At 71.1% G+C, this 14,727-nt stretch carries 12 protein-coding genes; 3 read left to right on the forward strand and 9 right to left on the reverse strand.

Annotated features, from left to right (window positions below):
• Nucleotides 1-72 precede the first annotated feature (72 nt).
• The 3 genes from gcvPB to VJR25_RS02880 are packed head-to-tail and all read right to left on the reverse strand — an operon-like array spanning nucleotide 73 to nucleotide 5,215.
• Nucleotides 73-1,725 carry an aminomethyl-transferring glycine dehydrogenase subunit GcvPB gene (gcvPB, locus tag VJR25_RS02870; protein ID WP_324112333.1) on the reverse strand — a complete coding sequence of 551 codons (1,653 nt, stop codon included), beginning with the start codon at nucleotides 1,723-1,725 and terminating at the stop codon, nucleotides 73-75.
• Nucleotides 1,722-3,155 (reverse strand): aminomethyl-transferring glycine dehydrogenase subunit GcvPA, encoded by a 1,434-nt coding sequence (gene gcvPA, locus VJR25_RS02875; protein ID WP_324112336.1) that lies wholly within the window; start codon nucleotides 3,153-3,155, stop codon nucleotides 1,722-1,724. Before gcvPA ends, gcvPB begins: the two co-directional genes overlap by 4 nt.
• Before the next feature lie 8 nt (nucleotides 3,156-3,163).
• Complete coding sequence (locus tag VJR25_RS02880; protein ID WP_324112355.1) at nucleotides 3,164-5,215, reverse strand: beta-galactosidase; 2,052 nt, start codon at nucleotides 5,213-5,215, stop codon at nucleotides 3,164-3,166.
• 149 nt (nucleotides 5,216-5,364) lie between these two features.
• Here VJR25_RS02880 and VJR25_RS02885 point away from each other — a divergent pair, with 149 nt between their 5' ends.
• Nucleotides 5,365-6,021 (forward strand): GntR family transcriptional regulator, encoded by a 657-nt coding sequence (locus VJR25_RS02885; RefSeq protein WP_324112338.1) that lies wholly within the window; start codon nucleotides 5,365-5,367, stop codon nucleotides 6,019-6,021.
• Here the strand turns inward: VJR25_RS02885 and VJR25_RS02890 are convergent.
• From VJR25_RS02890 to VJR25_RS02905, 4 genes are read right to left on the reverse strand one after another with little or no spacing between them, the layout of a single operon-like run.
• Nucleotides 6,011-7,666: an amylo-alpha-1,6-glucosidase gene (locus VJR25_RS02890; RefSeq protein WP_324112340.1), complete on the reverse strand. Its 1,656-nt coding sequence runs from the start codon at nucleotides 7,664-7,666 to the stop codon at nucleotides 6,011-6,013. The genes VJR25_RS02885 and VJR25_RS02890 overlap by 11 nt on opposite strands.
• Nucleotides 7,663-8,592, reverse strand: coding sequence for a carbohydrate ABC transporter permease (locus VJR25_RS02895; protein WP_324112342.1), 930 nt, complete (start codon nucleotides 8,590-8,592; stop codon nucleotides 7,663-7,665). The genes VJR25_RS02890 and VJR25_RS02895 overlap by 4 nt, the downstream gene beginning before the upstream one ends.
• A gap of 53 nt (nucleotides 8,593-8,645) precedes the next feature.
• Nucleotides 8,646-9,602 (reverse strand): sugar ABC transporter permease, encoded by a 957-nt coding sequence (locus tag VJR25_RS02900; protein WP_324112345.1) that lies wholly within the window; start codon nucleotides 9,600-9,602, stop codon nucleotides 8,646-8,648.
• Between the two features lie 7 nt (nucleotides 9,603-9,609).
• On the reverse strand, nucleotides 9,610-10,908 hold the full coding sequence (locus VJR25_RS02905; protein WP_324112347.1) for a sugar ABC transporter substrate-binding protein: 1,299 nt from the start codon (nucleotides 10,906-10,908) through the stop codon (nucleotides 9,610-9,612).
• Between the two features lie 186 nt (nucleotides 10,909-11,094).
• Here VJR25_RS02905 and VJR25_RS02910 point away from each other — a divergent pair, with 186 nt between their 5' ends.
• Together VJR25_RS02910 and pcp are read left to right on the forward strand one after the other, a co-directional pair.
• Complete coding sequence (locus VJR25_RS02910) at nucleotides 11,095-12,522, forward strand: RNB domain-containing ribonuclease (protein WP_324112349.1); 1,428 nt, start codon at nucleotides 11,095-11,097, stop codon at nucleotides 12,520-12,522.
• On the forward strand, nucleotides 12,519-13,130 hold the full coding sequence (pcp, locus tag VJR25_RS02915) for a pyroglutamyl-peptidase I (RefSeq protein ID WP_324112351.1): 612 nt from the start codon (nucleotides 12,519-12,521) through the stop codon (nucleotides 13,128-13,130). Before VJR25_RS02910 ends, pcp begins: the two co-directional genes overlap by 4 nt.
• On the opposite strand, the gene VJR25_RS02920 is transcribed toward pcp, so the two are convergent.
• Both VJR25_RS02920 and VJR25_RS02925 read right to left on the reverse strand, forming a co-directional pair.
• Nucleotides 13,127-14,242, reverse strand: coding sequence for an FUSC family protein (locus tag VJR25_RS02920; RefSeq protein WP_324112353.1), 1,116 nt, complete (start codon nucleotides 14,240-14,242; stop codon nucleotides 13,127-13,129). The two genes, pcp and VJR25_RS02920, sit on opposite strands and share 4 nt — an antisense overlap.
• A gap of 6 nt (nucleotides 14,243-14,248) precedes the next feature.
• The coding region (locus VJR25_RS02925) for a YgfZ/GcvT domain-containing protein (RefSeq protein WP_414683710.1) at nucleotides 14,249-14,727 on the reverse strand (479 nt) is incomplete at its 5' end.

Raw genomic sequence — 14,727 nt, forward strand, 5'->3', positions numbered from 1 at the left:
CGGAGCCGGCGAGCCCCGCGGGGCCGCCGACCCCGGCGACGGGGTTGACGACGAGTCCGAGCATCCGGCGTCCTATGCCGCCCCGGCCAGTGCGGCCGGCGCAGCCAAGTCCGCCGGCACCTCGCCCGCCGGAGCGCCGGCGACGGCGGCCCGCCCTGAGCCTGCCGAAGGGTACTTCCGGCGGTACGCGCGCCAGGTGATGGCCCAGCGCTCCGGGTCGTCGAGGTCGTCGTGGTGCGTGTGGTGCACGGTCTGGTTGTGCGGCGCGGTCCGCACGACCTCGGGTGTCTCGCGCGCCTCGCGGGCGACCTCGGCGAGCGCCGCCACGTACTCGTCGATCTCGGCCTTCGAATAGGACTCGGTGGGCTCCAGAGTGAACGGCTGGGGCACCACGTACGGGTGGTGGCTCGTCCAGTAGTGCATGCCGAAGTCCGACAGGCGCACGCCGATCTGCTCGGACGAGATGCCGGTCTGCTCGAACAGCTCCTGCCACGAGTAGCGCACCTGCTCGATGCGCCGGCGGCCGTCGGCGTACGGGGCGGATGCGCCGGGGATCTGCAGCACCTTCGCGAGCAGGTAGTTGTTGTTCAGCACCGCGATCTCGGCGACGGCGCGCAGGCCCTCGGCGCCGAGCGCCATCGTCCACGCGTAGGCGCGCACGATGTTCGGCACCACGCCGTGGAACGGGGCGACCGTCCCGATCGACGGCTCTGCGCCGTCGCGCACCGTGAACATGCCGTCCTCATTCGACACGCGGGGCCCGGGCAGGAACGGGGCGAGTTTCGCGCTCACCGCGTTGGCGCCGGCGCCCGGGCCGCCGCACGCATGCGGGGTGGAGAACGTCTTGTGCAGGTTGAAGTGGCACACGTCGAATCCGGCGTCGCGGGCGCGGGTGATGCCCAGGATGCCGTTCGCATTGGCCTGGTCGTACGACGCGAGCGCGCCGACGGCGTGCGCGGCATCCACCCACTGCCTGATCGCCGGGTTGTAGATGCCGGTGTCCTCGGGGTTCGTCACCATGATGGCGGCGGTGCGCGGCGACAGCGCCGCCTTCAGCGCGTCGAGGTCGGGGTATCCGTCGCCGTCCGGGTGGATGGTGATGACCTCGTAGCCCGCGGCTTTGGCGGCGGCCGCGTTCGACGGGTGGCTGAAGATCGTGGTGATGACCTCGCGGCGCTGCTCGCCCTCGCCGTTCGCCTCGTGGAAGGCGCGGATCATGGCGATGTTCGACCAGATGGCCGCCGAGCCGCCCTGGGTGTGCAGCGACACCTCGTCCATGCCGCTGATCTCGGCGAGCATCCGCTCCAGGCGCCAGATGATCTCGAGCACGCCCTGCGCGTCGGCCGGGTCCTGCAGCGGGTGCATCGCGGTCAGCCGGGGTGTGCCGATCAGCTGGTCGTTGATCTTCGGCGAGTACTTCATGGTGCAGGTGCCCTGGCCGATGTCGACATTGAAGTCGGCGCCGAGGTTCTCCTGCGACAGGCGCAGGTAGTGCTTGAGCACGCGCTGCTGACCCATCTCGGGAAGGCCCGGCGCGGATGCGCGCCGCATGCCCTCCGGCAGCGTGCCGAGCACATCGCCGACGGCGCCGCGTACGCCCTGCTCGATCGGGGTCACCAGCACGCCCCGCTCGCCCGGGGTGCTGAGCTCGAAGACGATCGGCTCGTCCCAGCTGGCCTGGTGGAACCGGCGCACGGCCGGCTTGGGTGCGACAGGGAGGCTCACTTCGACTCGCTCCGCTCGCTCGGTGCATCGCATGCGTTCAATTTCTGCTCCTGGAGGGTGGATTCGGTCGTGGATGAGAGATGGCGGGCGACCGCGGATGCCAGGCGGTCGATGTCGGCCTGGGAGGTGGCGTCCGTGACGCACACGAGGAGCGTGTGCGTGCCGACCGGCACGCCGGGCTCGATGCCCTCCGCGCGCAGGGCCGTGACGAGGCCGGATGCCGTGGCGCCGGTGAGCTCCACGGTGAACTCGCGCAGGTGCAGCGCTCCGTCGCCGAGCGCGACACCCGGGACGGCGGCGAGCGCCTGCTGCGCGTAGCGGGTTCGGGCCAGCAGCAGCTCGCCGAGCTCGGCCATGCCCTGCGGCCCCATGAGCGACAGGTAGACCCCGGCGGCGATGCCCCAGAGGGCGGCCGCGGTGCCGACCCATTCCTTGCCCTCTTCGCGGAGGGCGAAGGACGTGCGCTCGTAGGCGACGTCGCCGAAGCCGTACTCCCCCTCGACGTCGGTCGTGGCCAGTCCGAACAGGCGCGACGGCATCTCCATGACGAAACGCGGATCGTCGTGCACGGCGATGAAGCCGCCGTGGGCTCCCCCGTACCACTGGTGCAGGCCGAGGGACTGGATGTCGCCGGTGACGATGTCCGCGCCGTGCAGCGCCGGCGGGGTGAGCACGCCGTAGCCGATCGGGTCGGTGCCGACGACGACCACCGCGCCCACCGCGTGGGCGGCGTCGGCGAGGGCGCGGACGCCGGTCTCGACGGCGCCGGTGCAGCTCGGCGTCTCCACCCAGACCGCGGCGACGTCGTCGCCCAGGCGGGAGACGACCGTCGCGGCATCCGCGACGCCGTCCACCGTCGGCACGAGCTCCAGGTCGATGTGGTGGCGCACGTAGTCGTGCACCTTCGAGTACTTCGCAGGCAGCACGTCACTGGCCACGAGCACGCGCCGGCGGCCGGTCATGCGGCCGGCCATCGTGAGGCCGGTCGCGGTGGCCTGGAATCCGTCGTAGGTGGGCACGTTGACGACGTCCATGGCCAGCAGCTCTGCCATCAGCGACTGGTACTCGAAGAGGGCCTGGAAGCGGCCGTGATCCTCGTACGGCTCCCCCGCGTACGCGGTGAGGAACTCGCTGCGGCCGATGACCTCGTCGACGACGGCCGGCACGTAATGGTTGTAGGTGCCCGCGCCGAGAAAGCTCAGCCGCTCGTCGGTGGAGCGGTTGCGGCCGAGGATGCCGCGCACGTGCCGGGCGAGGTCCTGCTCGGCCGGCAGCGCCGCCGGCAGGTCGAGCGGACGGTGCAGCCGCAGGTCGTCGGGCACGTCGGCGTAGAACTCGTCGACGGACTCGGCGCCGACGGCGGCGAGCATCTGCGCTTTGACGGCGGGTGCGCTGTTGGGGATGTACGGGTGGATGAACGGTTCGGTCACGGCATCCTTCAATCGATGGTGGGGGTCGGGGTCACGAACGGGACGGCGCCGGTGCGGGGCGTCTCGAGCACCGCCACGCCGAAGCGGGGCAGGGTCAGGGTCGCGCCGGTCGTCTCGCCGGAGAGGAGGTCGCGCGCACCGGCCGGGACGTCGACGGTGAGCGGGTCGCGCCCGTGGTTGAGCACGAAGGTGTAGTCGGTGTCGGCGGAGGAGCGCGTGACGGCGTCCAGGTGCACGTCCACGCGGTCGCGGGCCGGGATGCCTGCGCCGGACAGCACGTCGCGGAACACCGCGGCCATGCCGGCGTCGTCGAGCACGCAGCTCACGTACCAGGCCGTGCCCTCGCCCGCCGCGCGGGCGGTGACCGCAGGCAGCGCGTCGAGCTCGCCGGAGCGGTACCGCGCATGCACGTCGACGTCGGCGTCGGCCTCGATCCACTCGGTCCAGATCGTCGCCGGGTGCGTCGCGACGCCGAGCGCGACCGACTCGGCGACACCGTCGTCGAGGGGCCACTGCTCGTCGACCTCGATGCCGAGAAGGTTCCGGAACGGGCCCGGGGCGCCCCCGTCGAACACCTTCTCGGTGGCGTCCACCACCCCCGAGAACGGGCCGACCACGACCGTGCCGCCGGCCTCGGCGAACGCGGTGAGGGCGGTCGCCTGCGCGGCATCCGAGATGTACAGGTTGGGCACGATGACGACGTCGTACGCGTCGAACGGGCCCGTGGCGCGCACCGCGTCGACGGGCTGGCCGAGCAGGTACATGGCGCGCTGCCATGCGCGGGCCTGCTGCGCCCACTGCAGGCGCTGGGAGGGCAGGGACTCGATCGCGCTCGATCCCCACCACGAGTCCCAGTCCACGACGAGCGCGACGCGGGCGCGCACGCGGGTGCCGCGCACCGGCTCCAGTCGCGCCAGCTCGTTGCCGAGCGCCGTGGTCTCGCGGTACGAGCGCGACTTCTCGCCGCGGTGGCCGAGCATCGACGAGTGGAACTTCTCCTGGCCGTACCTGGCCTGGCGCCACTGGAAGAACATGATGCCGTCCGAGCCGTGCGCGACGGCCTGCAGGCTCTCCACCCGGATCTTGCCGGGCGCCTTCGGGACGTTGATGTCGCGCCAGCTCGTGGCGCCGGCGGAGGACTCGAGCAGCAGCCACGGCTGCCCGTCCTTCAGCGAGCGCATCAGCCCGTAGTTGAGGGATGCCCCGACGTGCGAGATCGGGTCGGCCGGCTCCGGGTAGGCGTCGTCGGTGACGACGTCCTCCACCTCGGCGAAGCGCCAGTAGTCGAGGTCGCGGAACATGCTCATGAAGTTCGTGGTCACCGCGACGTCCGGGGTCACCTCGCGCAGCACGTCGATCTCCACCTGGAAGAGCTCGAGCATGGCGTCGGACGAGAACCGCTCGAAGTCGAGCAGCTGCGTCGGATTGCCCGGGCCGGGCGCCTTCTTGGGCGTCTCGATGTGGTCCCAGGATGTGTACCGCTGACCCCAGACGTTCACGCCCCACGCCTCGTTGAGGCCCTCGAGGGTGCCGTACCGGTTCTGCAGCCACCGGCGGAAGTGGCGGGCCGACTCCGGGCACCAGCAGCGGGACACGTGGTCCCCGTACTCGTTCGAGACGTGCCACATCGCGAGCCCGGGGTGGTCGCCGTAGCGCTCGGCCATGGCCCGCGCCATCCGGACGACGTTCTCGCGCCAGATCGGCGAGCTCGGGCAGTACACCTGGCGGGAGCCGAACTCGAGGCGGCGTCCGTCGGCGTCCATCGGCATCATCTCGGGATGCGCCCGCAGCAGCCATGACGGCGGAGTCGCGGTGGCGGTGGCGAGGTCGATCGCGATGCCGTTGCTCCAGAGCAGGTCCAGGATGCGGTCGAGCCATCCCCAGTCGTAGACGCCGGGCTCCGGCTCCAGCTGCGGCCAGCTGAAGATCGGCAGGCTCACGATGTTGACGCCGGCTTCGCGCATCAGGCGCACGTCCTCGTGCCATACGTCCTCCGACCACTGGTCGGGGTTGTAGTCGCCTCCGTAGGCGAGGGCATCGAGCCGCAGGGTGCGCGACATGGGGGCCACGGCGTCTCCTCTCCGAGTCACGGATTCCGGAATCACTGGACCGCGTCGATTGTCCAATGTATTCTGTATACAGTAAGCGTAGGGCGGAAGCCGGTCCTGGTCAAGCCCTATGCTGACGACAGCACGGAGGAAGACGACCCATGGCGATCGAACGGAAGAACCTGCGTTCGCAGGTGCGGGACGAGCTGCTGACGCGCATGCGCGCGGGAGACGTGCAGCCCGGCGAGGGCATCAACGAGGTGCAGCTCGCGGCCGAACTCGGCGTCAGTCGCACTCCGCTGCGCGAGGCGCTCATCGCCCTCGAGAGCGAGGGGCAGATCGAGAGCCAGAACGGCAAGGGCTTCCGGTTCGTGCCGCTGAGCAAGAGCGAGTTCGAGGAGCTCGCGCCCATCATGGCGGCCCTCGAGGCCCTCGCGCTGCGCCTCAGCCCGGCCGACGAGCTGCGCCCGATCGGCGAGCGCCTGACGGCTCTGTCGGCGGCCTTCCACGACGAGGTCGTGCAGCACAGCCTGGTCATCACGAAGGACGACGAGTGGCACGGCATCATGCTCTCTGCCTGCCCCAACCGGCGCCTGCTCGACATGATCGAAGCCACGCGCAGCGCGTTCCACCGCTACGAGTCCCTGCTCGTGCCGAACGACGCCATGGTCGCCCGGGTCGCCGCCGAGCACTCCGCGATCGCGCAGGCCCTCGCCGCCGGCGACCTCGACGGCGCCGTCGTGGCACTCACCGCGAACTGGATGAATGGCATGCGCCGCATCCTCGACAACGCCTCCAGCGCCTACTTCACCGACTGAGCTGCACGGCGAGGTCGACGAACAGCGCCGCCGACCAGCCGAACGCGGTGGTGGCCGCCGGCGCCTTCTCCCCCGTGAGCGGGTTGAAGTACTCGTGCGGGCCGCCGCCGTGCACCACCAGGTCGACCGTGCACTCGCGCAGGGCGCGGGCGCGCTCGGGGAACCCGCAGAGCTCCAGCCCCTCCGCGACGAGCGCGTTCGTGTTGATCCACACGGGACCGCGCCACATCCGCGTCGCCGAGAAGTCGGGGTCGGATGCCGCCACCGTCGGCAGGCCCCACGGCGTCGCATACCGCCGCGGGTCGTCGATCGCGGCGACGAGGGCCGCGGTGGTGGCCGGCGGGAGCTCACCGGTGAGCAGCGGCATGAGCCCGGTGACGGCATCGGAGGCGACCGGCGCGCCCGCCGCACGGGCGAGGAAGACGGAGCGGTCGGCATCCCACAGCTGCATGAGCAGCCCGAGCGTGCGCCCGGCCCGGCCGCGGTGCAGGGCGGGGTCGGCATCCCCGTACTCCTCCGCGAACCGCGCGAGCTCCAGGTCCTGCCGCACGAGGTAGGCGCCGAGATCGGGAGCGGTCGTCGGCAGCGGGCCGTCGAAGATGGGGCTGTCGTCGAGGCCGGACGAGTAGGGATGCCCGTACTCCGGCATCCCGTCGCCGTCGAGGTCGGAGTCGGCGAACCACCAGTCCTGCGAGCGGCGGATGGTCTGCAGCTGACGCCGCGCCCACGCCCGGATCTCCGGCGTCTCGGGCGCCGCTTCGAGCACCTTGCGCAGCGCCCACGCGGACAGCGGGGGCTTTGTCAGCGGCACCGGGGCGTTCGGGTCCGCGATGGCGGAGCCCGCACGGCGCAGGCGGTCGCGGTCGGCCTGCGGCAGGTCGTCGCTCGAGGCGAGCACCCCCTCCTCGTGCACGACGTCGGGCAGCTGCCCGGCTGCGGTCGGGTAGCGGAAGGCGAGATCGAGCTGCTCACGGGCGAGCTCCGGGTCACCGTGCCGCAACCCGACCGCGATGAAGTAGGCGTCCCACTGCCAGAGGCCCACGTACCCGATCTTCGAGGGCACGACGGGGCGCCCGCCCTGCAAGGCGGGAAGGCGGATGATGTTCGCCCCGAGCACCCACCAGCAGAACGCGGTCATCTCCTGCAGGTCGTCGCGCACGACCGGGCACTTCGCGAACCAGTCGCGCCAGACCGCCTGCGCCTCGGCCACGGCGCTGTCGTGCCCGGCCCACTCCGTCACGGCGATCGCCCGGTCGCCGGCGACGTCGAAGCGCACCGGCCCGCCGAAGAGATGGCACCCCGTGGATCCGTCGGGCGTCGTCCACTCGACCACCGTCCCCGGCCGTCCGTCGATCGAGAGCGCCTCGGCGCCGGCGAACACGAGCGTCGCGATGCCGTCGCCGAAGCTCACGGCGTGCGGCTGCACCTCGGTGACGGATGCCACCGCGCCGGCGGCATCCGTCACGACGAGCCGGTCGATCACGCGGCACGCGTCGAGCGGCTTCTCGTACGCGGCGGTGTGCACGCGGATGCCGGCGCCGTCGGCGCCGCCGAACACGAGGATCCGCGACCCGGGCAGCGTGAACGGAGCCTGCTGCAGGTCGAGGTGGCGCCCGGCGAGGCGGGCGAGGTCGTCCGCGCTCATCGACCGCCGAGCCCCGACGCCGCCATGCTGTTGAGGATCTGCCGCTGGCCGATCACGAACGCGATGAGCATCGGGATCGTCGACACGGCCGAGGCCGCCATGATGAGGCCGTAGTTGACCGAGCCGAACTGACCCTGGAAGCTCTGCAGCAGCAGCGGCACCGTGAAGAGGTCCTGGCTGTTGAGGATCACGAGCGGCAGCAGGAAGTTGTTCCAGGTGCCGAGCGCCACGATGATCGCGAGGGAGCCGAGTGCGGGGCGCAGGTTCGGCAGCACGATGCTCCAGAAGATCCGCCAGCGGCCGGCACCGTCGACGAGGGCTGCCTCCTCCAGTTCCGACGGCAGCGACAGCACGAACTGGCGCATCAGGAACACCGCGAACGGGTTCGCGAGCGACGCCGGGATGATCAGCGCGAGATGCGAGTTCACCCAGCCGAACTTGGCCATGAGCAGGTAGAACGGGATCAGCGTCACCTGCATCGGGATCATCTGCGTCGCGAGGAACACGATGAACATGACCCGCGCGCCGCGGAACTTGATGCGCGCGAACGCATAGCCCGCCATCGCGGCGGTGATGAGCGTGCCGATCACCACGAGCACCGCGATGTAGATGCTGTTGACGTACGCCTGCGCGAACGGCGCGTCGTTCCACGCGTCGAGGTAGTTCTGCGGCACCCACGGGCTCGGCCAGAAGCTGAGCGGGTGGTTCAGCAGCTGCGGCAGACCCTTGAACGAGGTGACCAGCATCCAGATGAACGGGTAGATCATCAGGATCCCGGCCGTGATCAGCACGACGTGGAGGATCGTCGTGCGCACGCGGCGCTTGGCCCGGTCGCGCCCGCCGCCGGCGCGCGGCCGGTACCCGGGCGCCGTCAGCGCGACGGTCGACTCGGTCGGCGGGGCGGGAGGATTCAGGGTTGGGCCCACGCGCCCGGAGGCTCCGGGCGACGCGCCAGCGGCGTTCGGAGTGGGCGTGGGGATCATGCCGCACCGTCCTCGTAGTGCACGAATCGCTTCTGGGCGCCGAACTGGATCGCCGTGATCACCAGGGTGATCACCAGCAGGATGATGGATGCCGCACTGGCGACGCCGAACTCGGTCTTCCCGAAGCCGAGATCGTAGATGTGGTACACGATCGTGCGGGTGGCGTTGTCGGGGCCCGCGTTCGCGACGAGCACGAAGACGATGTCGAAGGTCTGCAGCGAGCTGATGAACGCGATCACCGTCGAGAAGAAGATGACCGGGGACAGCAGGGGAAGCCGCACCCGGAAGAAGAGCGACACGGCGCCGGCGCCGTCCAGGCGCGCAGCTTCGATGACCGACGGCGAGATGTTCTGCAGCCCGGCGAGGAAGATCACCACGTTGAGTCCGAGCGACGACCAGATGGTGACGATGCAGACCGCGATGAGTGCCAGGTGCGGATCGCCGAGCCAGTCCGGGGCCGGCACGTGGAAGACGGTCGAGATGAAGTGGCTCAGGATGCCGTCCTTGCGGAACAGCTGCTGCCAGATCATCGCCACGGCGATGCTGCTGGTGATCACCGGGGAGAAGAACAGCACGAGGTACAGGGTGCGGGTCCTCAGGTTCTCCAGGGCGACCGCGATGATGACCGCGAGCCCGAGGCCGATCGGCACCGTGATGAATGCGATCAGCAGGGTGTTCAGGATGGCCCGGCCGAAGAGCGGATCGGTCAGCTCCTGCCGGAAGTTGTCGAACCCCACCCACTGCAGCGCGGTGAGACCGTCCCACTTCGCGAACGCGAGCACGACGCTGGCGACGAACGGCACCATGACGAAGATCGCCATGCCGATCAGCTGAGGGCCGACGAAGACGTATCCCCAGCGCCGGTCCCGCCGCCGCCACGCCGCTTCCTTCCGAAGCGGCGTGGCGGGCGGCGTCACCGTGCCGGGTGCTGCGTCGGAGAGCACCGCGGTCACGTCAGCCTCACTTGGTCTTGGAGTCGATCAGCTTCGCCGAGGCATCCAGAGCGGCCTTCGCGGTGAGCTTGCCCTGGTAGAGCTGCAGCATGATCGCGCTGACGTCGGTCGACAGACCCGGCACCTTCGCCTCGGGGGCGAAGTCCTCGAAGCCGATGTTGCGCATGTCGAGCATGGTCTGCGCGTGCTTCGGGTAGCCGTCGAGCACCACCGAGTCGGCGCCCTTGATGGACGGGACCGCGTTGCCGCCGTCCTTCAGGCGGAAGGTCTGGCCCTCGGAGCTCAGGAACGCGCTCCAGAACGTGAACGCTGCCGACTTCACCTTCGTCTTGTCGTTGATCGCGAGGTAGCTCACCGCGACACCGGTCGGGGCGGCCTTGCCGTCGGGCGTCGGCCACGGGGCGACGTCGTAGTTCTGCGGGTCGCCCGCCGACTGGACCGTGCCGATCGTGTAGCGGCCCTGGATGTAGAAGCCGGCCTTGTGCGAGACGAACAGGCTGTCCGATCCGTCTCCCGAGGGCAGCGTGTCGGCGACGAGGAACGTCTTGTTCTGGAACTCCTTGCCGAAGGTGTCCATCGCGGCGACCGAGGTCGGGTCGGTGTTCGCGACGAAGTTGCCGGACTTGTCGAAGACCTGGCCGCCCTGCGAGGAGATCCAGCTCCAGTGCGTGGACCAGTAGTTCCAGAACATCGAGCCGGTCAGGCCCGCCTTGTGGAGCTTGTCGTTCATCGCGAGGTAGGTGGCGGTCGTCCACTTGCCCTCGGCGGCGAGGGTCGCCGGGTCCTCCGTGATGCCGGCCTTCTTCAGTGCGACCTTGTCGTACCAGAGGGCGTCGGGGTTGGAGTCGTTGGGCTCGGCGAGGATCTGGCCGCCCTTGTCCGCGGCGCCGAGAAGGCCGGGGAAGAACGAGTCCTGCGTCGTCTTGCCGCCGCTGGACGACATCAGCGAGTTCAGCGGCATCAGCACGTCCGAATTCACGAACTTGCCGATCTGGTCGTCGCCGATGTAGAAGACGTCGGGTGCGGTTCCCGAGGCGAGCTCGGTGAGGAGCTTCGTGTGGTAGTCGCCGTAGTCGGCGACCGGCTGGAGTTCGACGGTGATGTCGGGGTGGTCCTTCATGAACTGCGTGTCGAACTGCTTGAAGCGCTGCAGCTCCTGGGGCGTGCCCCACGTCGACCACACGACCGTCGACTTGCCGCCGCCGCCACCACCGCCGCCGCCGCTGCAGGCGCCGAGCCCGACGGTCATCGCCGCCGCGACGCCGATGACGACGCCGGACTTGAGGAGGGTTTTCGAGTTCAGCATGCGAGGCTCTTTCTTCGGATGAACGGCTCTGTCCAGAGGACCCGTTCGGGCGGGTCGTCAGTATTTTGTATACAGAACACACGCGTTGTCAAGAGGCAGTGATGAATTCGTGACCTTCACCCCGGCGATGTCGACGTTCCTGCGCTGCCCGGCGCCCGTACCCGGCACGGGGCGTAGCCTGACGGGGTGCCCACTCCGCGCCATCGGCTGACCGCGTCCACCGCGCAGACCGAGCTGGCCGAGGCACTGGCGGCACTGCGGGCCGAACTGCAGATCCCCGCGGACTTCCCTCCCGAGGTGATCGCCGAGGCGGATGCCGCCCACGCCGAGGCGCCCCGGGAAGACCTGCGCGACATCCCGTTCGCCACGCTCGATCCGATCGGATCGCGCGACCTCGACCAGGCGTTCCACCTCGAACGCACCCGGCGCGGGTGGCGCGTGCGCTACGCGATCGCGGATGTCCCTGCGGTCGTCGCCCCCGGCGAGGCGGTGGACTCCGAAGCCCGCCGCCGCGGTCAGACGCTGTACGCCGCCGACGGCACGGTGCCGCTGCATCCGGTCGTGTTGAGCGAGGACCGCGCATCGCTCCTCCCCGGCCGGGACCGCAGTGCCTTCGTCTGGACCGTCGAGCTCGACCGCGACGGCGCGGACATCGGCCACCGGGTGCAGCGCGCGCTCGTCCGCTCCCGCGAGCAGCTGGAGTACGTGACGACCCAGCAGGCTCTGGATGCCGGAGCCGATTCCCCGGCGGCCCTGCTGCCCGAGATCGGCCGCGCGCGCATCGCGCAGGAGCAGGCCCGGGGCGGGGCCAGCCTCAACCTGCCCGACGAGGAGATCGAGAAGGATCCGGAGAACGGCTACCGGCTCATCCGCCGCCGCCCGCTGCCGGTCGAGGACTGGAACGCGCAGCTGTCGCTGCTGACGGGCATGGCCGCGGCATCCCTCATGCTCGGAGCGCGGGTCGGAGTGCTGCGCACGATGCCGCCGCCGGCCGACGACGCCCTCGCGAGCTTCCGCGTGCGAGTCGGCGCGCTCGGGCTTCCGTGGCCGGCCGAGCAGACGTACGGCGACTATCTGCGCGGCCTCGACCGCGACGACCCGCAGACTCTCGCGGTGCTGCACGCCGCGGCGTCCCTGTTCCGCGGCGCCGGGTACGCGGCGTTCGACGGCGAGGTGCCGGCGGTCACCGTGCAGGCCGCGGTCGCGGCGCCGTACGCGCATGTGACGGCTCCCCTGCGTCGGCTCGTCGACCGCTGGGGGCTCGTGGTGTGCGAGGCGATCTGCGCCGGTGCGGACGTGCCGGGCTGGGCGCGCGCGTCGCTGTCGCAGGTGCCGGAGCTCATGCAGGCCTCCACCCAGCGCGCGTCACGCCTCTACACCGGCGCGCGCGACCGGATCGAGGCCGCGCTCCTGTTCGACCGCGTCGGCGAGCGCTTCACCGCGGCGGTGCTCGAGCGCGACGGCGCCCGGGCGCGGATCCAGCTCGACGACCCCGCCCTCACCGCGACCTGTCCGGTGGGCGATCATGTCGCGGCGGGCCAGCCGATCACCGTGGTGCTGCAGTCGGCCGAGATCGCGACCGGTCGCATCGAGTTCACGGAGGCCCCCGCATGACGAAGGTCCTGCTGACCGGATTCGAGCCGTTCGGCGGCGACGCGCACAACCCGACCCAGGATGCCGTGCTCACGCTGCGGGATCGGTGGACCGGGCCGGAGGCGCTCGTCACCGGCATCCTGCCCGTCACGTTCGCCGGCGCTCCGGAGGCGCTGCGGCGGCTCGTCGACGCGGAGGACCCGGACGTCGTCATCGCCACCGGCGTCGCCGGCGGCCGCGGCGCGATCAGCGTCGAGCGGGTGGGCGTGAACCTGCAGGATGCCCGCATCCCGGACAACGCCGGCGCCCGTCCGGTCGACGCCGAGTCGCTGCCCGGCGGTCCCGCTGCCGCGTTCGCGACGCTGCCGGTCGAAGACATCGTGCGCGCCGTCGCGGATGCCGGCATCCCGTGCGAGGTGTCCCTGTCGGCCGGGACGTTCGTGTGCAACCACGTGCTCTACCGGGCGCTTCAGCACAGTCCGCAGCGCCGCGTCGGATTCATCCACGTGCCGTGGGCGACCGGGCAGGCGCCCGCCGGCGAGCCCGAGCTGCCGCCGGAGCAGATCGTGCGCGCCCTCGAACTCGCGGTCCGCGTAGCCGCCGAGTCGGCCGGAGGCTCCCCGCGCTAGATGTGCGGCAGGGCGGCGCGGGCCTCGGCCGCGGGCATGCCGGTCGCGGTCAGCAGGTCGACCACGATCGGCCGCAGGCCCGCGATCACGTGCTGCTCGGCGATGGAGGCGCCGGGCATCAGCGCGGCGGGATCGAGGCGTGCTGCCAGGGCGAGCAGCAGCTCGCGGGCGGCTTCCTGCTGGGCGATGTCGTCGAGGCTCAGTGCGAGGAGGTCGACGCCGCGCATCACGTCCCGCAGCAGGCCGGCTGTCTCCGGACGCGGCTGACCGTCCTCGGTGACGTAGACGACGTGGCGGGCCAGCATCCGCGTGCTCCGCACCACGAAGTCCATCGCCTGCCGCATCTGCTCGTGGCGCCGCAGCTCCGGGCGGCTGCCGCGCAGCCACGGGGAGAAGCCGGCCACGCCGAGGGCGGAGTCGAGGGCGTCGCGCCAGTTGTCCACGAGCGGCCCGAGGCCGCGCGCCTTCTCCAGCGCCCGTGTCGCCCGCCGCCGGTCGCCCCGGCGCAGCGCCTGGACGAGCGTCCCGCCGGCATTGGCGTAGGCGTTGAACAGAGCCTGACCGTCGCGCACCTCCTCGCGGCGCGGATTGCGCGGGATGAGCGCCGTCGCGAGCAGCGCGGCGATTCCGCCGGCGACCCCGTCGACAAGGCGCGAGAACGGCGAGATCGACGGCGACGACATCACGACGATGCCCTGCACCGCCGCCATGATCGCGAACGGCGGGAACGCGGACAGGAAGCGGGCGACCAGCAGGGTGGAGGCCAGCACGAGACCCATCTGCCACCACCCGGTGCCCGCCACCATCGAGAACAGATCGGCGATGAGCACGCCCACCAGCATCCCGATCACGGTGATCGCCACGCGCTTCGGCCGGGCGTCGCGCACCAGCCCGAGGCTCGTGACCGTCACGCTCGCGGCGAGCGTCGGCACCGGATGCCCCAGCACGTACCGCGCGAAGCTCCAGGCGACCGTCGCGGCGACGACGATCTGCACGATGGCGATCGCCGAGACGCGCACCCGTTCGACGTTCGGGGTCAGGTCCAGCCGCGCCCGCCAGCCCGTCTTGAGCGGCACCGTGAGCGGTGCGGTCGGCGGCGAGGCTTCGGTCATCGCGGCCTACGAGGCCGCGCGGTGGCCGAGCCGCGGCAGGCGCGGAACCTCGGCGGTGGCGCCGGCATCCGGCGGGACGATGACCTCCTGCGCGGCGGCGACGTCGCCGTCGGCGGTCGCCACCACGAGCACGGCGTCCACCGGCACCGAGCGGCGCAGCAGCGCGAGCGCGATGGGTCCTTCTTCGTAATGCAGCGCGGATGCCACGACCGTGCCGACTTCCGCGTCGTCCCGGCGCACGACATCGCCCCGAGCCGGTACCGTCCCGTCGAGCTGCAGCGCGACGAGCCGGCGCGGCGGATGACCGAGGTTGTGCACCTTCGCGACCGTCTCCTGCCCGCGGTAGCAGCCCTTGGCGAGGTGCACGGCGGTGCGCAGCCAGTCGACCTCGTGCGGCAGGGTGCGCGCGTCGACGTCGGCGCGACGCGGTCGCCACGCGGCGATCCGCAGCGCATCGGCCGCGACGACGCCGGCGACCCCGGGTG

The sequence above is a fragment of the Microbacterium sp. genome, assembly GCF_035277845.1.
GTDB lineage: Bacteria > Actinomycetota > Actinomycetes > Actinomycetales > Microbacteriaceae > Microbacterium.